Source organism: Bradyrhizobium sp. PMVTL-01 (assembly GCF_051861855.1).
Lineage (GTDB): Bacteria > Pseudomonadota > Alphaproteobacteria > Rhizobiales > Xanthobacteraceae > Bradyrhizobium.
This window is the reverse complement of sequence record NZ_CP193982.1, coordinates 1,831,589-1,849,538: the sequence shown is the minus strand read 5'-3', so window position 1 is coordinate 1,849,538 and position 17,950 is coordinate 1,831,589. Positions and strand designations below refer to the sequence as shown.

Below are 17,950 nucleotides of genomic sequence, written 5' to 3'. Positions count from 1 at the left end.
ACACATGCGCGCCCCCCGGGGCGCCAAACCTGCACATCAGAACATGGTGTAAAACATCTTGCGGCGAGCACGACTGCTGACGGCCGGGCCTCTTCTCATGGAAAAGAATACTCTAAACTTCTTGACTGCGCGACAACAGTTCTAATGATGATTCGTCACGACACCACCGGCCCCATTAGGAACAGCGATGCGAACGTTTTGCATCATCCCTTGATCCTCGTGATCCAGGATATGACAATGTAGGACGAAATCACCAATGTAACGGCGATAGCGCGTTCGGATGACAACCTGATAACCGGGCTTGACGAACAGCGTGTCTTTCCAGACTCCCTTAAGGTTGGCGTATTGAGGATCGTTGCTCTCGCCTGCGCTGCTGACATCGTTGCCGCCCGGATCAAGAATTTTCACGATCTGAAATGGGTTCACATGGATGTGGAATGGGTGTCCGACCGGGGGGCTAGTACCTGACGTCAGGGACCATTCTTCTACGCTTCCCAGCGGCAAGGTTCGATCAATCCGCGTGGCATCGTAAGCCTTACCATCGACCAAGAACTTGAGACCGGAACTGACGTCGATCTTAAGCTGAAGCGTCTGGCGTCCCTTGACTTCGGAATCCGCAACATCTGGATGCGGCACAAAAGAGAAGAGCCGCATATCATTGGCAAGATCGTCCCGCACCTTCTGTCGGATCGTTTCCGGCATGGTACGGTTGGCGGCCGCCATCAATTCTGCCTGGAGATACGCCTTGGCGTCGGCGCCCACCGCTTGACCCATGGCGACATTTACGCGCGCGAGAAATTTCCGAATTTTCGTTGTGGCATTCACGGTGCCGGACGGACCCGCCATGTCATCAAGCACGCAATAATCGCCCGCCTCCGGGAAGACCATCAAGAGATCTTCCCGATAGCCAGGCTGCAACACGGTGGTGTCGCGTTCGCCGATCTTTGCTCGTGTAAGGCCGTCACTGGCGAACCCAAATTGGGGTAGGCGAGCGCCAATGCAATTCTGCTCGATCCAGTTCAGTTGCTGGGTCGGGTCGAGCGATGCGAAGTCGGGCGCACCGGGTCGCATTTTCTTGAATTGCAGTTGGACGGTGTCGCGCACGCCGGCGTGAGCCATTCGCCAGCGCTCAATACGCCCAACTTGCGCGCCCGTAAAAACCGGAGCTACTTGGCCGTTGATCGTGGTAAAGCGACCTGACTTCGGCCATGTTGTGGGCCCGAACTGGTCGTATCCCTCAATCTCACCGACCTGCCCCGGCTGGCAGACATACTTGCCCGTCACGGTCTCTTGGACGGTGCCGGAAGCATCACGGCATGCATATTGAATTTGCTGCAGCAGCACAAGCCGCTCTGTAAATGGCAGGCCGTCGGCACCCTTCAGAAGCGTATCGACATCGCCGCTTGTCTGCGCGCTCGGCAGCCGCGATCCTCTCACGATAAGAAATCCGGCCATTCCACTTGACACTTGCAAGGCTGTCGATCCGTGCAAATGCGGATGATACCAGAACGTTCCGGCCGGATGCTCGAGAGATATGTTGTATTCGTATTCAAAGCTCACCGATGGGGCGATGCTCAGCAGGACATTGTCGCTATTTCCCGTCGGGCTCACCCAGAGTCCATGGGCGTGTAGATTGGTACGGTTGAAGCAATGCGGGACGTTGATGTCAGGCATCGACGCCGGACAGCTCGAGTCAGACGATGGCAGGTCGTTCTTGAGCGTGATGCGCACAGTTTCGCCCGGCGCGACTTCGATGGTAGGCGAAACGAATGGGATCGCAGGCGCTGCCGTCTCGTGGAGGTCGCGATAACTGCGCAGCCGTACCGGATCGTTCTTGTTGGTCTCTGGGTTGTAGATCGTGGCATTGCTGTAGTCGATCTTGAACTCGATTCGCGCCTCACCGCCGGTTGCGTTAACTGTCCCGGCAAAGAAGGGAGAGGGTACCGTGCCAGTGCGCGGCCGGTGCGTCAGCGCGGTAGGAGGCGCAACGACAATGCGTTCGCTGCTCTGTGCCGAGGCATGCTGTTCGACGCCGGGAGGGGTGCAGAGGAACAATGCACTGGCGGGAAGCAACAGCATCCGGCGCATAGCCCGCACGCTCACGTGGAGTATTGCAATGCGACATGGCAATGCGGCGAACAGCATTCTCTCCCCTCATGTGGGATGCAGGATGGAAATCTCGCCTGCCCGGCGGCCTGTGCCTTCGCCGTGAACACTTCCCAATCCAGCGGACCCATCACGGATCATGCAATGGTTTGCACCCGGTTGCAACCCACCTCTTTGCGACTTATGATCGCGACACGTTAATTTCACCAAGCCTGATGTTTGGCTTGAACATTAATTTGGCTCGGACAGCAATTCGGCCGCAGACTTTGGACGAATCGACATGTTTATGATGCTGCGCGTGGCCGCAGTCAGTGTTTTGGCTTTTTACTTCGCGATGACGTCGAGCGTATCCTTCGCAGAGCCGTCCATCGTGCTGGCAAACGCGGAAGAAAATCCACTGATTGTTAGGGGGACGTTCCAAAAAGGACAGGCGATCTCCAATCTCTTTGGTAACCTCCTGCTGCAAACTTCCTCTGCTGTGAAGATCGACCTAAATATGCGGTCGACCCATCTAACGCTTGAGGGCAATGATCAGATTTTCATCAATCGCGCGGATGTCACTATTCAAGCCGGCATTAAGATCGACGCGGGCGCCGTGCAGGATGTGCGGATCACAGTTGCCAATATCCCGCGACCTGGCCACTACAAAGGAATGCTAAAGCTTTGGGCCAACAGCGACGAAGCCAATGCACTGAACGTCCGCATTGAGGTCGAGGTCGGCATCCGCCCTATGCTGGCACAACTCGGCACCGCTCCACAATGGAATCTCATTCGATGTGATTGGGCGTGGACTTGCTGGATAGCGCGTGAATTCATAAGCAACTCGGCCACCGCGGAGACGCAACCAATCAGGCTCGAAAATCAGTCGCCCCTTCCGGCCCAGCGCATCGATACGCTGGTGCTCCTGCGCGGCACCAACAACAAGAGCAACGATGTTACTCGAGACGTGAGTCTCGGTCCTGTGGGGACAATTCCGGGCAGCGGCACCGCCGAAGTCCCCATAACAATCAACTATAACGCGCTGGCTGCCGATACCTATGACGGATCGGTCCGCTTTCGCGTGCCGGCAACTGATGAAGCCCTTACCGTACCGCTGATCGTCAATGTTCGAGACGGGCCGATCCTGCCGCTGCTTCTTATTTTGGTCGGCGTTATCGTCGGTAGATGGGCGCGAGAACTGGATTCGCCAGCCATCAAGGCGCAAATGAAAGCGCTGCAGCGATTGTATGGGATACGATCCGATATGAACCGCGTGCGAAGCGCGGTAAGCGCCAGTTTCCTCAAGGAGCAGGCGGATCTGCTCGAACATCTAATCGAAAAAGGCTCAGCAACCGAGCAGCAACTCGTCGAGAGGTTAAACCAGTTGGATGAGCAAGTGGACGTCTTGGCTCGGCTTGACTCGGCCGAAGTCGAGGCGCTGAAGATCCCCGGGCTAAGTGCTGCAATCGCTCCCGACTTGACCGCTGCGCGGAACACCGCCATGGCGGGCGATCGCGCGAAAGCTTTGGAGAACCTTGACGCGATCAGGAAAAAGGTTCGTGACGCAGCCGCAGCACCGCAGCCGGCTTTGCAGGCGCCTGACATTCGCGTCGTATTCGATCATATTCTCTTGTCCGTGACACCAGGCCTCCCGGCTAGTCAGCGTCCTGCCAACGACGGGTCGCCCACGTGGAGCGATCGGTTTGCGAGATTTATCGCTGTATTGTCCGGAGACTCGCCCGTCGGCACGAAGTTTCGATTTTGGATCCTGAGGCCGGTGCTCGGGCTCGCTCTGCTGCTGCTACTTTGCCTGACCGGCCTCTATTCGCTTTACATTAAAGTCCCGACCTTCGGATCCGCAGGAATGTACGAATACCTTGGGCTATTCCTTTGGGGCCTTGGCGCCGAAGTCGCGCAGCGAACGCTTACCAGTCTGCAATTGCCAACGCGGTAACGGGTCCGACAAGAGCAAAATGTAACATAGGGTTATCGAAGTATTGGCCTGCCTCGTGATAGATCGGTGCGTCCGGCCGGCGTTGGCGGCCGAGGTGAAGTTCGCGGAATGGACGAGCAAAGGCGAACTTCGCCAACTCGCCTATCTCGGACTCAGGGACGACAAGCAGCCGAAGGACGTCGTGAGCGAAGGCGAGCGGCCGCGGAGATAGTCCTTTATCCGCTCGCTGGGCGAAAGGCAGGGCATCGGATGAATCCCGTGATTTGCCGTGCTATAGGAGCATCGTGCGGGACGAGGCTTGAGATATTGGGATAAACACGAACGGTCACGTATTACAGCGCCCACCCAGACACATACCCCAGTTGCACAACAATCCCACTCGCGGCCCGTCCTCACGATCATTCATAGTTGAGCACACTTAGGCGGTGATCGAGCGTGATCTTCGCCTCGTACTTCTGGCGGATCGAGGGAATGATCACGACTGGCATCGTTGCTCTCCGAAGGCAGGTGTCAAGCCGGCTGGTGCGAAAAGTGACGAAGATAGAGTATTGTACTGCAATGGCTTGCGAGGCCTGCGCGTTGAGGTTCACTCATACGCAAAATCCGCGTAAGCACTGCGTAAGCAGTAGGCACCCATAGCTCAGCTGGATAGAGCGTCGCCCTCCGAAGGAGAAGGCCACACGTTCGAATCGTGTCGGGTGCGCCATTTGCGTACAAAACCACGAACATTTGCGTTCTCGGTCTGTTTGCCGGCAATGGCGGCTTGGAGATATCCTTGCTGCCGATGATCCGGATGGCTTGGTCGTTGACCTCGACCGCGTCGACGATCGAGCGGATATAGCTTTTGCGTGTATTGGTGTCGCCCGCGTCCAGCTTCGCGTTCGTCAGTCGCGCGAAGGCGTCGATCTTCTCTGCATTGACAGCGGCCGCCAATCCGCATTGACCGCGAGCATGATCGAGGACCGCTTTGGCCCGGTCGCGCTGAGCCTTCAAAGTGGCGGTGCGCTCTCGCAGGATATCGTCGAGCTCGACGATGCCGTCTTCAATCGAGCGATAAAGCCGCCTCGTGCGATCTTCGCAGTCGGTCAATTCCTTCTGCAGAGCCAGCAGCCGGCCCTCGGCGGACTCGCTCTTTGCCGCCTGGCGCTCAATCAGCATCTCAGGTCGGAAACGCCGTCAGCAATGGCAATCGTAATGGCGCTGCTGGTTCGCGGATGTGATCATTTCCGAAGCCACTCGGTGATGAGCCATGGCCCTTCCGAATGCGACCCTTCGGGCGCCGCTCCACGAAGCGGACACGCGATTACAGATCAGATCGCGGTCCGACCGGGTCTCCAAATAACAGCAACATTTCAGACGCTTGTAAACCTGCGATGGCCATCACGATTGGCCTTTACCTTGGCCTCAAGACCCCTCTAGATTGACGGATATTCGCGCACTGGTTGCCCATCAAAGCGAGTTTAACGTGGAAGATAGCCTGCAATCAATTTTGCATCTCCAAGATGAACTGCTCAGTTCAAACAAGATGTACATCGTCGACGAGGTGATCTCAGAAATCGCCCGCGCAATCCCGCAGGACGGAAAATTTCTGTTCTATATGCGGCAACCGCGCCATTTCTCCGACCCACATGCCGCCGAGACGCCTTATCTGCTCTTTCCTTATCTCGCGTTCGAGATCTGCGATGGAGAGGTTTGCAGATTCGGTCACAGAACCGATCTTCAGAAACGAGCTTTAGAGGTCGCGGAGGAATACACGGAAGAAGTTCTCTCCGAGAGCGCGGTCGTGCGCTGGGTTCCGCACCCGGAAATCAGCCGGTTTTTCGTGGAGCAGGTGCGACGCACCTTTTTGGTATTCTACCACGTGAGCGGGTCCCGGGAGCACTTCATCGAAAGTGTTTCCAGACGGTTCGTGCGCGAGTTTGTAAGGAGCAAGACGGGCCGCGAGATCATTGATTACGATCACCATTTCGGCGAAATCCGGCAACGCCTGGGTATAGATATTTTGCTCGGGCTTCAGAAAAACCCGTTTCTAAAACTGGAGGACGTCCAAAAGATCGAAGATATCATCGATATCGACCGCGGCTCGTCCAAGGTGCTGAAAAGCATTTCGAAAAACAAGGACTTCCTGAAGGATCTCTTCGGTTCGATCGCGCGGAAGTCCATCAACTATGGTTATATCAATAAGCCAAAGACGTATTATTGCATCAACACCCTGACCGAAGAGCACCTGTTCTTGGATCGCGGCAGTCAGGACACGGCTTTTCAGGTTGCTCGGCAAGCGGTTCTGATCTTCATAAAGGGTGGCGATCGGCTTAGTCTTGATGCGGTTCATAATGCGACGAAACTCATTTCAACGAGCTTGCGTGAGCAGGCATCTGCTGAACGAGAAGATCCGCTATTCAAAGTCATGAGGTCGTCGCAGGATGCGGAGGAGCGCCTCGGAACTTCGCCAGTCGAGACTCGTGCGGCCCTTGAACGCGAAATCCGCAACATTCTGGAACCGTTCCTTCGCGAAGTGATCCAAGCGAGCCAGGCCGAAAAAATAGCGGTCTGGCGCTTTGACCCCTTCAACAAGGAGTTCGTCGAGATCGCCTCGGTAGGCTTTCCGTCGAATTATCGCCACCTTACGATCCCTCAGACGAACGACGTCTCGTTATGCGTCAAATCGTATGTCACGGATCAGCCGATATGGCAGGAGCATCGGGATCAGTATTCGGCCGAGACGGGCGAGCAGCCCCTCCTCACGAACGATATCGGCAAATTCAGCGATGCCACCCATGCGAGGCCGATCTGGGTGGGCAGCACCAAAAGCGCCGTGATCGAGTTTGCCTCGTCGCGCGCGAAGAGACTGGTCACTGAGGGACAATATTTCGAGCGCGTGTCGATCACATGTGGAGAAGTCATCCGGAGGATCGAGCTGGCCAATGACCGTTCGTGGCTATCGCGAATGTCCTACGTACATGCAGCCCGTCATCGGATTGAAGCGATCATCAGAGAGATACAGGAGACGGACGAACAGCGGGCGGACCAGCTCCGTTCCCTCCTGTCCTCCTACTCGATTGTTCAAGACAGCGAAAACCGCTTCCGGAACGTCGATAATATCGATGAACTGGCGGATGCGATGGTAAGCGCGATGTCAACCCTGACGACCTCCCCTCTCATGAGGACCCTGTGCGAGAAGGTCAGTCAGCAAGGAAGCGAACACAAAGCATCGCCGCGTTCCTACGGGCTCGTCCTGGAAATTCTCGACACCTTGGGCTCCAATGCCGGTCATTCACCTCTTCTGATCGAAGATGTGAGTATCGAGACAGACTATGATGAGCCATCCAAAATCGCGACGATGAAGATCCTTTACAGGCCGAAAGCCGCGTTGCAGCAGGCTGTCCGCCTTTCCCAAGTCTGCATCTCACCGATCAAAGACAGCCGGTCGGCGACCTATCATTTCGGTCTGTTCTTGTTGGCCGCTCAATTGCGGATGGTCGGCGGCAGTGCGTCAGCCGCTCCCATGGTTGATGACGGATTCGGCAATTCGCTCTTCGGCGTGGCATTCTCCATTCCCCTAAACGACAACGAAGGTGCAGTATGAAGCGTCACTTTCGAGTCTTGCTTGTTGAGGACGACCGCGATCGCAAGAACCGCTTTATTGCGGTTTGGAAGGCTGCCTTCGCTGCCGCGGGTGTCGAAATCGACATTCACGTCGAGGAAAACTTTGATGATGTCGCCTCCCATCTGAAGAAGCGGCCTCATATCGCCATCTTTGACAATGTCTTCGAAGTGCCTGGGGGCGGTCCAGGCAAGGCAAGGGATAATCTCGGCATAGAGCAGATCAGCCGTCTGAAGCCCGACCACACCGACACGGTGTTCGCGCTTTACAGCCTGGCAACCTTCAGTATTGACCAACTCGGGGTACGCATACCGAACCCCGATATGCTCATCACAAAGACGCATCTTTCTAATATTGAATACCAACACTACCTCGGAAAGACATTGGCATCGCGGGTACAACGCCTGCCATTCAAGAATCTAAGCTTCACCACGCCCTCCGTGCGACCTGAGTTTGCGGATGTCGAGCCAGAGCTCGCCTCGATCATCGAGCAGTGCATTGCAGGTTTCCTGAATGACGAGCTCGACGACGAAGTCATCGAGGTCCGTCTTCATAAACTGACCGGCGGGTTTTCGGGTTCAAGTGTATTCCGCTTGGAGTTCTTTGGGTCCACGCGCTACGAAAATATCCCGTTCATCCTCAAGTTCAGCCGCAAGGCGAATGTTTCGAACGAAGCGACACGTTACAATTCGTTCGTGCGCCTGCAATTGTCGCACGATATGCGTGTTGACCTGATCGGGTATGGTGAGGCAGGAGAATGGGCGGGGGCTTGCTACGCGTTCGCCTTTGGGCGCGCTGATGGCGTAGTGACCCTTACCGATAAGCTCAAGGAGGGCGACGGGACTGCCGTTACAACGGCGGTTCAAAGGATCTTTTCGTCGAACACCACCGGTTGGTACACGCTGAAGAAAGCCAAGCCGCAGCGGCTCGACGACTACTTCTCAAATTCCGAAGAATATAGGCTATCGAAGGATGATAGGAGGTTGGCCGGATTGCGCGGCGTTCTTACGGAGGTGGGCGCCGAGGAAGGTGTGTCGAGCACCGTATCAACGGATGCAATCCGCTTCGGCACATTCGAGTGCGGATCACTACGCCGCACCCTTGCTAAGAAGGGGGCCGGAGAGATTGAATTGTGCTTCGGTCATGGCGACCTGAACGCGAATAATATCTTCATTGATAGTTCTGGTCGAAACCTTGCAATGATCGACTTTGAATACGCTGGTCTCGACCACTGTTACAAGGACTTCGTATCACTCGAATCATCGATCCGACTTGAATTCAGAAAAACAGCGTTTCCGGACTTCAAGCTGATGGATCTCGTCGAAGTCGAGATGAAACTGTTCCGAGGCCCCGATCAGGTCATTGCCGGGGCACCGGAATATGTCGAGCCGATCCGGGAGTTGCGAAAGGCAGCAGTCGCGCGGTTTAGCAGGCCCTTGGCCCTAAATTACTTTGTCGCGGTCGGATTGCATTCGCTGAAGCTTCTGGGGGTCTCTGCAGGCTGGCGTCCTGACCAAAGGAAGGTTCTTGCGGCCGCTGCGCTCGCTTCGGCGCGTTGTGCGGAAGGTTAGCCGTCGGGGCTCATACCTGTTCGCCAGCAGCCGGAGGCGCGACACCCTGCGTGCCGCCGGCTGCCATCCACTCAGAGCTGCGGGCGACGCGCCAGCGAACCGCCTAGCGAGATGGAGGCTTCGCGCGCGATCTTGGCGTCGCGGATCTGCGAGAGGATTGAGCGCCGCAACAACGAAGGACGCAAAACAGTGTCAGCAAGCTCGGATATAGAGTGCTTTCGCATCGACGAAAGCGGATACACGGGGTTCGATCTTCTCAACCTCGATCAGCGCTTCCAGGGCGCCTCTGCCATTGCGATCAGCGACGATGATGCCCTCGGCTGATAAAGCAGCACCTTCCGAGGCTGCAGGCGTCGGAACTCAAGTACCGCACACTCTCGCGTCGATCGGCCAATCACCAGCCGCTGCTCGCTCTGCAACGGGATGTCCTGTCGCATTTCAAAGCGGTGACTTACGTCTGCGATAAGCGCTTTCTATTGTTGCTTATGTTCGTGGATTATGCCGACGAGCCCTTCTACTATGAGCGCGGTGTCGATTTTTATAAGGATGGGCAGAACTATGCGATGGCATCACTGCTCACGACGGCGGGGCCAACAATCCTCGGAGAAGCTGCGTTCGACGCCATGCTGGCAGCGTTCCAGCACGCCGCCAAGGCGAAGACACCAGAAGCTTTGACGGCCCTGGTCGATGCCGTGCGCGCGACCCGATGGCAAGAGCTGCCGGAGGCCTTAGGACCCCTTGCTAAATATGCCGCGCCAGAATGTCTGGCGGCAACTGCGACGCCTGGCGTGAACACCGACGCTGCCCTTGTTGTCTTACAGTCGCTCATCAATCGAATGGAAGCGATGGCCGAGGGTGCGTACCGGGTTGAACACGATCAATCGAAAAATCTGCTGACTTACCACGAGCTCCCTCAGAGCTTCATCGATCATGAGCAGAATGTCGAGTTTCACCAGACGGAGATTGCGTCCCTAAAATTCCCGCTGAAGCTCACGGAAGTCACCCAGGTCGACTCCAAGACCAGCCCTGCGGTCCAACTGGCCGACGTCATGATCGGCGCCGCGATTGAGGCGACAAACACTATGACCGGGCTGAAATCCGGCGGGTTAGACCCAGATGCTGTGATGTCGCTCTACGCCGACAACCAATTTATTCATATGATTTCCGCACCTATGTCGAGAAGGTTCTCCTGCCGACCCTTCAGCCCGGTGACATCGTCGTCTTGGATAATCTCGGTAGCCACAGGAGCAAAGTGGTTCGCCAGCTCATCCGTTTGGTCGGCGCCAAACTCTTCTTCCTGCCAAAATACTCGCCAGACCTGAACCCGATCGAACAAGTCTTTGCCAAGCTTAAGCACTTGATCCGCAAAGCTGCCGCGCGAACCGTCGACGCTGTCTGCGCAGCAATCGGCCACGCACTCGATGCCTTTACCTCAGAGGAATGCGAGATTGCGGCGCTCGGAGCATTTGCCGAGCTCGAGGTGAGCCGTCCACGTTAAGGAGCACGAGGTCAGATCATAAGCCGCCTCGTCACATGCGGCTACATTGAGGTTGCCGAAGGGAAGCATCGCATCACCCCGGCCGGCGAAGCGGAATGGCTTCGTCTGACCAAGACCGACGACCCGGAAGACTAGCCGTGAGATACACCGTTGAAGAGGTCGTTAAGGAACTGCAAACAAAAACAGTGGCCTCTTTAGCTTCATCCTTCAGCCGACCGAGGTTCGATCGCGCCGAGCGTATCAATCTCAGCAATCTTTTGGAACTCGATAAGGTAATCCTGCTGATGATTTGCTAACCAGCGAACAATCCTCTTGTTGGCTAGAAGCTTTGCGATATAGCCACGCGCTACCGTCAAGTGCAGGTTTTCAATTCCGTAGGTATCCTCGACCGATTTTACTTGAGTTTGCAACGCAGCCAATTCCCGTTCCATGCGTGCAATCTGCTGACCTGAAGGTGTAGAGGCGCCGGCTCCTCTTCCCTTCTTGGTGGCAGCAAGCTGGCTCTCCGGTGTCGCCGCCCTCAGCGCTCGAGCAAACATTAGTGTGAAATTGTTCTGACCGATCATCAAGTCCGCAGCCTCGATCTGACGCACGGCGGACATCTGACGCAGAATATCAAAAACCTTCATCGAACAGGGTGTATCTTTCAACATGTCAGCAGCTTCTGAACTAATTCCTTCCAGCAGCCGAAATCGCCGCAAGACAGATTCGACCTGGAGGTTCAAGGCATTCGCGATGTCCGCAGAAGACACTCCCCGCTCCATAGCGCGAGCGATCATCCGATGCTCTTGGATCGGTGGAATGCGATTAACGCGCTTATTATACGTGTAGGTATCGTCGTCCGTAGCTAGTAGGCATTCGACTTCAGCGATGCCAAGCTCCTTCAACGCTTCAAGCCGTAGATGGCCATCGAGAAGAAACCACGCTCCCGACTTCTTCGGAGCTACCATGACAACCGGCGCCTCGATCAAACCGATAGCTTTTATGGAGCTCAAAACCTGAGAGTACGTCCTGCTTTCTCTAGCGCCATCCGGCAATGTCTTAAGCGGAACGATGGCTGACACGGGAATGGTTACGAAGTTCCGTTCAAAAGCGAGGCGGATCGAGCTATCTTGCCGAATTTCTTGAGCTTCAAGCATGATCCCCTCCCGAGACGCGGGCAGCAAGCGCTCGAGGCATCGTAGCCAGCCCTTCCGCCCTCAGCAGATTTATAAAGCTCTCGTCGGCGAGCAGATCCTTCAGTGCTTCAACGAGGAAGAGGAGCCGGGTTTGGGCAAAGTCCGATTTCTTTACCAGCAAACGTTGCTTTTCTGCTTCACGTTGATAGACCTGCATCAAGTCACTGGCCGTCATCCGCCGGCTGCTCGTCTTCCGTCCGAGGCGCCCTGCCGGCAACCCCTTGCCCTGAGTCCGCAGCCGCATGTCAAGCATCCGCCGGACAGCAGCAAGCTTCTTTCCCCTCAGTTGTCCCGTTTCATAAGCGTCAAGAAGAAGGTTTTGGGCCTGTTCCGTTTCGGCCTTAGAAATCTCCATTGCGAGTGTGATCGGTATGAGGCCTGTCTCGACCGCGGCCACTAGACGCTCCTCACCGCGCTCAAGGAGCGAGGCGGTCATATTCACCCAAGATGAGCCTACTCCGATCTTTTCGGCGATAGCCGTATCACTGTAGCCACGCGATCGAAGAGCGCTGATCTCCCGCATGAGGTCGATAGGGCGCGGCGTGCGGCGCGCGATATTCTCGACCAAACTCATCACCAGACATTTGCTCTCGCTGACCTCGATAACGACGGCCGGGATCTCGGTCTGCCCGAGCATCTGGAACGCCTCCAACCGGCCTTCACCGCAGACGAGATCATATCTGAGACCGCCGTCCCCATCGCGACGGCTTACCGTGATTGGCCGTTTCAAGCCGATCGCTTCGATATTATTTACGATCTCTCGATGCTGGCGCTTGTTGCGTGCGCGGGGATTCAGCACGTTGATCCGGGAAATAGGGATCATCTCGATTTGATTCTGATGAACGGCAGACATCAGGCAGCCTCCGCGAGCGCGATGGGCGTTGCGATATTGAATAGAAGAGCGAGATCATCGAAGCGATACGCGTCGAGATCAAGAGCATTAGCTTCAGTCAGGCGAACTTTTTCTGAGAACATGTCGATCCGTGGGAAGAGATAATAGTCGAGCGGCATACGATTGGCGCTGTCCATGCGAACGACGATTGTGATATCCGGCGCAAGCGATGTGTCGAACCGCAGCTTCCAGCGCAAAAGACCAGTCGGCGTTTCTAAGCTTTTGGCGATCACCACGGAGACGCTAAACTCGCCGTTGACGATCACTCGGTCGGTTTGGAGATTCTGTTGAGCATCGCTGCCGGTAGCGCGCAATCCATCGAGTACACCACCTAGAATCGACGGGTGTAGTTCCCGCAACTCGCGATTAATTTGGACATAGCGATAATCGCGATCTGGCGTGAATCCAACCAGATGATAGGCCCGAAGTAGACTACCAAAGCGGCTACTGTACGCGCTGCTCGACGGCAGAGCATCGCATTCGTCGATGATAATTCCCGATAGCAATCCTTTCTGCTGGTAGAGAACTCTCAACGATTCCAGCATCTCTTCGTTGCTAAGGCGGAACGAGCGCGCGTGAATCATCGTTCTCGCAGCTTCGAAAAGCTCGCGTTCGACGAGCGGATCGAATGCATTGTACGCCCGAATCCACATGCCCGGCTCGTTGCGCACTCGCCTTTTCTTCAACTTGAAGGAACAACGATTCCAAACGTTGTCCCCGGCATATTTCTCATTGATCAGAAGTTGATGGACTGTCCCCCTGGTCCAGGGACGTCCAAGATCGGTTGTGATACCCTGTTCATTGAGATCGGCAGCAATCTCTCCCTCGCTGCGCCCCTTATGAACGAAAGCCTCGTAAACATTGCGAACTAGAGCGACCTCTTCCTGGGGGCCGAGGGTCAAGATCACGCGATCAGTCTGGATACTCTTTTGCTCGCCGCGCCCAAGTACTCCTTTGATCGCGCCATGTTCGTCGATCAAGGTCCGCCGCAAGCCAAATCCTGCCGCACCACCCTGACGGTAGCCCTTTTCGATCAGTCGTCCCTGACCCGCAAACACTTTGGTAGAAAGCTCACGGCTATATTCGCCGGCCATCGCGCGCTTGACGCCTTTGACGATGGTCGAGATCGGGCTGCCGTCGTTGTCAAACTGCTCCGCGCAGTACTCGACGGCGATGCCCGCGCGACGACAGATATATTCATAATAGGCGCTTTCGTCGGCATCCTGAAATCGGCCCCAGCGGCTGACATCATAGACAAGAACCAACGTGAAATCGCAGTTGCCGGATTGTACATCTTTGATGAGCTGTCGGAGCGCATCACGCCCCTCGATCTTCAAGCCACTTTTTCCCGCGTCAACATATGTTCGTACAATCTTGATCCCGCGGGCTTCGGCATATTGCTTGATTGCATCCGACTGATTTTCAGTCGAGTACTTCTGGTGGTCCGTCGACATGCGAACGTATTCTGCGGCCCAAATAGGATGTTCCGGCTGTTTGAACTGGTTACTTTCGTAGAAGGTCCGGCTCGTCACAACTTGCGCCTTCTGATTTCCGGCAACGGAGGTCCCGGCGAATTTCCGCCACAGCACGTAACTGATTTGTGCAGCCATTCAGCAAGGAAGAAATCTAGCCGCGGAGGGAACGGAAGATGTTGCTGAAAAAGGGCAGGAGATTACCCATATGGACGGGTGTTCTCGGCGGGCGCGAGCCCTACGCGCGGGCTATGGCTGATCTACTGCGCAAGGAGCACGGTGACAGCCATAGGGCGATCAAACAACTCATGCACCAAACCGACGCGAGCGAGAGAAGCGTCAAGCACTGGCTGTCGGCACAGCATGGCCCGGATACAGTGTATTTCCTACGTCTCGTAGTTTCGTCGCCCATCATCAGGGCTTTCGTTCTTGGTCTGATCGAAAGCCCGGCGGCACATCCGCCATCCGATCCGGTTGATCGCTTCTCGCTCGCCACAGCTCGAAAGGCCTATGTCGCTGGCGAAGCCGCTGGCAGGAAGCCGCTAGCAATTGCGCAAAAAGATGACCCTGAACGTGTCCCTAAACGTGTCCCCATAAATGTCCCTGATCAAATTGAGCTCAGCGAACGACAACGCTGGTTTCTGGCACGTCTGGCGGAAGGAGGTCGGTGCGGCGCCAAGGAAATCGTAGCGGAATGGGAGGTATGTCTGAAAACTGCGCGTCGGGACATTGGTGCTCTTCAGAAAGCGCAACTCCTTGAGTACGTCGGATCGCGCAGAAAAGGACGATATCGGCACAAACAGACGGCGTCGTAGCTACCGTGACGGCCACTGGCTTCATCGACGCTGCGGAGGCGAGCCAAGTCGTTTCTCGAGGCCTTCGAATTCGAGGGCTCTCACGCCTCGCTAACAAAGTGGTCGCTGGTTCTGCCGGACCACTGATTGCCTTAGCGGGACCGCCCAACGCTGCCCCCGCGTGAACGTCCGAGAGCTAAAGGATTGGCTTGACGCGTAGATTTGGTATATTGGCGTCGCTGGGCGCTCCAGTCTTGCACAGTTTGAGTGACTACACGCCGAACCAGCCCGGGCACCTCGGTGAGCATTCGAGGGAACTTTGACACCCCCGATCTTCGTGGCTGTTCGATGGTTCCGCGGTAGCCCACCCTGAAGACATCACCAACTTCGAAGTCGCTTCCAAGCTGAGCAGTGAGCTTCAATGTTGATCATTGACGATGATGTTGTGAAGGCTGAGCTTGGGCGTAGTAAACTGCCCCGGGCTCAGTCCGAGTCCCATGAACGTAGCCTGGCCATCATTCGGCACCTCGCCAATACCACCGGCAACAATGGCTCCCGGACGATCGGCATCGAGAATGCTCAAGCCGACGCATGGCTAAGTATCTGCGTGGGCAGGCCGATCACGCCGAAGGAGCGACCAGCTGCCGGCAATGTCGTTGACCTGCCGGAAGCGCTGCGCCGGGGCGTCGGCCGGGAGCAGGCCGCGAAGACCTTAACACGAAGAGGCTTAAGACATCCGGTCAGTAGGAGACCCCGTCGCGGGATTGTCCGCTGCATGGACGCTCTGCCTCCGATCCTGCAGATGATAATCGGACGATCGCTTCGAGTTCGTCGCGACGCACGGCGCGAAGTTCAGTCACCGGCGGCCGCGCTTTCGTCGATCAGCAGGTCGCACGCGTCTTCGATCACTACACTGGCCGTTTGGACAGGCGCGGCGGGCCCGGGAAGCGCTCCTGAAAGTCGCTTGTGTTAGGCTGCGCCAGGGCGAGACGTCGGTTGCGATTGAAATTGCAGCGCGCTGCATGAGACGCCGATCGGACGGAATTGACTTGGCCTGCAAACCAGGATCGGCATGGCATCGTCGCATGGTAGCGGCGGTCGTCCCTCCGCTGGCTATAAGAGGTTGGTCCAGTTAACGGGCGGCTGCGGTACCAGGAAAAGTCAAGACGTACCAAAACTTCGCACAGGTTCTACGATCTTGCAATCGTGGCGCCTTCTGAAGGCCACGCTGCAGGCCTGGAGAGCTGGGAGAGGCAGAAGGAGAAGATGGAAGGCGCTCTGCGCCGGGCGCGCGCCAGCTGTCTCGCGTCAGGCTTCGCCGGATCCGGAGAAGAGCAGGGTTGGCGGCGTTGCGCGTGGCGCCGGCGGCCGTCCGCGACTTGCTCCAGGTCTGCTCTTGAGGTCGTACCTCTGGGCCAGATCAAGCAAGCGCCGCCGGGTGAACGGGTCCGCCTTCTCGGCCAGATCGCGCGCCCGCTGCGCGAAGCCTCTGTAGAACTCTTCCACGACGTGACCCCCGCAACATCACTGAAAGTGAATGTCAGTGTGAGCGCGCTTCGCGTCAAGTGATTTGACGCAGCCGGACAAACTTTCGGCGATCCGCTTGTGTTCGCGGGGCGCATGGAACTATGCTCCCTCAGCAGGGGAAATCCGATGACTGCGCTCTACTCGAGCCGGAAGCTGTGCCCGTCGTGCGGCAAGCCCATGACGGCCGTGCCCGACGATATTGGCGAACGGCGGCAGCGCTACGTCTGTCTCGCCTGTCAGGACGATCCGCTGCGCGATCCTCCGCCCGCAAGTGGGCGGACAGCCCCCTGCGGCCTCCGGCCAACTAGCCTCGAACGAAATCTGCATCGGTATCCAGGGGAGCTCCAGGGCCGATTGTCGGAGTAGTTGCTCCTAGGGGCTTCTCCTTTTTCCCAAATTTGCACTGCAACCTATGCACGAAGCGGAACCTCGTTGCACTTTGCCACTTGGATCGCCTACAGAAAGGGCAGGGAGCTGGAAAATGAATGACAACGCGCCTTCAGCGCGAAGCCTGCAGGGACTTAGGTTGATCCGCGCTTTTTTCCGGATACGCGATCAACGGGCCAGAGACCAACTTGTCGAACAAGTCGAAAGGCTCGCCGCGGGGGGCTCGGTGGGGTCGGTTTCGAGCCCGTCTGGTTCACCTGATTTCGCCGAGCATCCGGCGGACCCTCTCAGTTAGTCTCTACACGCCTCCTTCTTCACCGACCCCACATGCCGCGTTCCAGTGCCATTCCCGTCTGCCCTCGTTGCAAGAAGCCGATGACGTTGTCCACAAGTCGTGATGGTAAGGGAGCCCCTATGTGGCGCTGCTTCAAATGCGAATCTGACGATTAATCCCGCTCTGATCCAGCGCCGCGAGAGCGGTTGGATTTGTGGCTCTGCCTCGCAAGAGCTAACGCGTTGCACCGATGTCCGGTGTTCCTGTCCGAGGACGAGAAGTGGAACTACGGAAAGAAGCTCGACGGGTGGCGCGTCCAGCGCTTCAAGTCGACGCAGATGCTGTCATTGGTCGATTCTCGGCGGTCGCCGTCCTGCTGCGGCGCGCGTGGAGCTCCGGTCTTCGCATCGCCACTGCCTCGTTCGCCAAGAAATACGAATTGAAAAAAATATATCACGCAGCGGCTATCGCCGACCGGATGAATGTCGCGACGTGGTCAGAGGACGTCGACGAGTCCAAGCCGGCACCGGATATCTTGGATGTCGTGCTGAAGAAGCTCGATCTCGAGGGCTGGGACGCGATGGCGATCGTTAACCGATCGCGCGGCGGGAGTGCCAATTTCTTCTGCTAGAGCCCTTGCTCCCGCAAAAATCCTGTCCTATCTCAGCTCGGCCCGCGAGTAGCACTCGCAGGCATTGACTGCTAACAATCCTG

13 protein-coding genes, 1 tRNA gene and 2 pseudogenes are annotated in these 17,950 nt (G+C 56.6%); 10 read left to right on the top strand and 6 right to left on the bottom strand.

Annotated features, from left to right (window positions below):
• Positions 1-141: 141 nt before the first annotated feature.
• Positions 142-2,145, bottom strand: a complete 2,004-nt coding sequence (locus tag ACRQ5Q_RS08530) for a multicopper oxidase family protein (RefSeq protein ID WP_439397080.1) — start codon at positions 2,143-2,145, stop codon at positions 142-144.
• A gap of 241 nt (positions 2,146-2,386) precedes the next feature.
• Between ACRQ5Q_RS08530 and ACRQ5Q_RS08525 the strand changes: the two genes are divergently transcribed.
• The 8 genes and pseudogenes from ACRQ5Q_RS08525 to ACRQ5Q_RS08490 all read left to right on the top strand — a co-directional run.
• Positions 2,387-4,039: a hypothetical protein gene (locus ACRQ5Q_RS08525; protein WP_439397079.1), complete on the top strand. Its 1,653-nt coding sequence runs from the start codon at positions 2,387-2,389 to the stop codon at positions 4,037-4,039.
• 70 nt (positions 4,040-4,109) lie between these two features.
• A pseudogene (locus ACRQ5Q_RS08520) lies at positions 4,110-4,250 on the top strand (non-homologous end-joining DNA ligase); the annotation flags it as partial.
• Positions 4,251-4,668: 418 nt separating this feature from the next.
• Positions 4,669-4,745 (top strand) — tRNA-Arg (locus ACRQ5Q_RS08515).
• A 92-nt stretch (positions 4,746-4,837) separates the two neighbouring features.
• Positions 4,838-5,458 (top strand): hypothetical protein, encoded by a 621-nt coding sequence (locus ACRQ5Q_RS08510; RefSeq protein WP_439397077.1) that lies wholly within the window; start codon positions 4,838-4,840, stop codon positions 5,456-5,458.
• A gap of 1 nt (position 5,459) precedes the next feature.
• The gene (locus tag ACRQ5Q_RS08505; protein WP_439397075.1) at positions 5,460-7,625 is read left to right on the top strand and encodes a hypothetical protein; all 2,166 of its coding nucleotides are present in this window, start codon (positions 5,460-5,462) and stop codon (positions 7,623-7,625) included.
• Positions 7,622-9,214, top strand: a complete 1,593-nt coding sequence (locus ACRQ5Q_RS08500; protein WP_439397074.1) for a phosphotransferase family protein — start codon at positions 7,622-7,624, stop codon at positions 9,212-9,214. The genes ACRQ5Q_RS08505 and ACRQ5Q_RS08500 overlap by 4 nt, the downstream gene beginning before the upstream one ends.
• A gap of 132 nt (positions 9,215-9,346) precedes the next feature.
• The gene (locus tag ACRQ5Q_RS08495; RefSeq protein WP_439397073.1) at positions 9,347-9,538 is read left to right on the top strand and encodes a hypothetical protein; all 192 of its coding nucleotides are present in this window, start codon (positions 9,347-9,349) and stop codon (positions 9,536-9,538) included.
• A gap of 820 nt (positions 9,539-10,358) precedes the next feature.
• Positions 10,359-10,712: pseudogene (locus ACRQ5Q_RS08490) on the top strand (transposase); the annotation flags it as partial.
• A 200-nt stretch (positions 10,713-10,912) separates the two neighbouring features.
• Here the strand turns inward: ACRQ5Q_RS08490 and ACRQ5Q_RS08485 are convergent.
• The 3 genes from ACRQ5Q_RS08485 to ACRQ5Q_RS08475 are packed head-to-tail and all read right to left on the bottom strand — an operon-like array spanning position 10,913 to position 14,392.
• Positions 10,913-11,851, bottom strand: coding sequence for a plasmid partitioning protein RepB C-terminal domain-containing protein (locus ACRQ5Q_RS08485; RefSeq protein ID WP_439397071.1), 939 nt, complete (start codon positions 11,849-11,851; stop codon positions 10,913-10,915).
• Complete coding sequence (locus tag ACRQ5Q_RS08480) at positions 11,844-12,743, bottom strand: plasmid partitioning protein RepB C-terminal domain-containing protein (protein ID WP_439397070.1); 900 nt, start codon at positions 12,741-12,743, stop codon at positions 11,844-11,846. Before ACRQ5Q_RS08480 ends, ACRQ5Q_RS08485 begins: the two co-directional genes overlap by 8 nt.
• The gene (locus tag ACRQ5Q_RS08475; protein ID WP_439397068.1) at positions 12,743-14,392 is read right to left on the bottom strand and encodes a recombinase family protein; all 1,650 of its coding nucleotides are present in this window, start codon (positions 14,390-14,392) and stop codon (positions 12,743-12,745) included. Before ACRQ5Q_RS08475 ends, ACRQ5Q_RS08480 begins: the two co-directional genes overlap by 1 nt.
• 38 nt (positions 14,393-14,430) lie before the next feature.
• Between ACRQ5Q_RS08475 and ACRQ5Q_RS08470 the strand changes: the two genes are divergently transcribed.
• Positions 14,431-15,069 (top strand): hypothetical protein, encoded by a 639-nt coding sequence (locus ACRQ5Q_RS08470; RefSeq protein ID WP_439397066.1) that lies wholly within the window; start codon positions 14,431-14,433, stop codon positions 15,067-15,069.
• 397 nt (positions 15,070-15,466) lie between these two features.
• On the opposite strand, the gene ACRQ5Q_RS08465 is transcribed toward ACRQ5Q_RS08470, so the two are convergent.
• Both ACRQ5Q_RS08465 and ACRQ5Q_RS08460 read right to left on the bottom strand, forming a co-directional pair.
• The gene (locus ACRQ5Q_RS08465; RefSeq protein WP_439397064.1) at positions 15,467-15,631 is read right to left on the bottom strand and encodes a hypothetical protein; all 165 of its coding nucleotides are present in this window, start codon (positions 15,629-15,631) and stop codon (positions 15,467-15,469) included.
• A 725-nt stretch (positions 15,632-16,356) separates the two neighbouring features.
• Positions 16,357-16,554, bottom strand: coding sequence for a hypothetical protein (locus ACRQ5Q_RS08460; protein ID WP_128931001.1), 198 nt, complete (start codon positions 16,552-16,554; stop codon positions 16,357-16,359).
• A 989-nt stretch (positions 16,555-17,543) separates the two neighbouring features.
• On the opposite strand from ACRQ5Q_RS08460, the gene ACRQ5Q_RS08455 reads away from it, so the two are divergent.
• Positions 17,544-17,867: a hypothetical protein gene (locus tag ACRQ5Q_RS08455; protein ID WP_439397062.1), complete on the top strand. Its 324-nt coding sequence runs from the start codon at positions 17,544-17,546 to the stop codon at positions 17,865-17,867.
• Positions 17,868-17,950: the final 83 nt, after the last annotated feature.

Bases quoted from the DNA above. Each gene is read 5' to 3' on its own strand.
- ACRQ5Q_RS08480 (WP_439397070.1), bottom strand. From the start codon at position 12,743: ATGTCTGCCGTTCATCAGAATCAAATCGAGATGATCCCTATTTCCCGG.
- ACRQ5Q_RS08485 (WP_439397071.1), bottom strand. From the start codon at position 11,851: ATGCTTGAAGCTCAAGAAATTCGGCAAGATAGCTCGATCCGCCTCGCT.
- ACRQ5Q_RS08525 (WP_439397079.1), top strand. From the start codon at position 2,387: ATGTTTATGATGCTGCGCGTGGCCGCAGTCAGTGTTTTGGCTTTTTAC.
- ACRQ5Q_RS08530 (WP_439397080.1), bottom strand. From the start codon at position 2,145: ATGCTGTTCGCCGCATTGCCATGTCGCATTGCAATACTCCACGTGAGC.
- ACRQ5Q_RS08470 (WP_439397066.1), top strand. From the start codon at position 14,431: ATGTTGCTGAAAAAGGGCAGGAGATTACCCATATGGACGGGTGTTCTC.
- ACRQ5Q_RS08500 (WP_439397074.1), top strand. From the start codon at position 7,622: ATGAAGCGTCACTTTCGAGTCTTGCTTGTTGAGGACGACCGCGATCGC.
- ACRQ5Q_RS08475 (WP_439397068.1), bottom strand. From the start codon at position 14,392: ATGGCTGCACAAATCAGTTACGTGCTGTGGCGGAAATTCGCCGGGACC.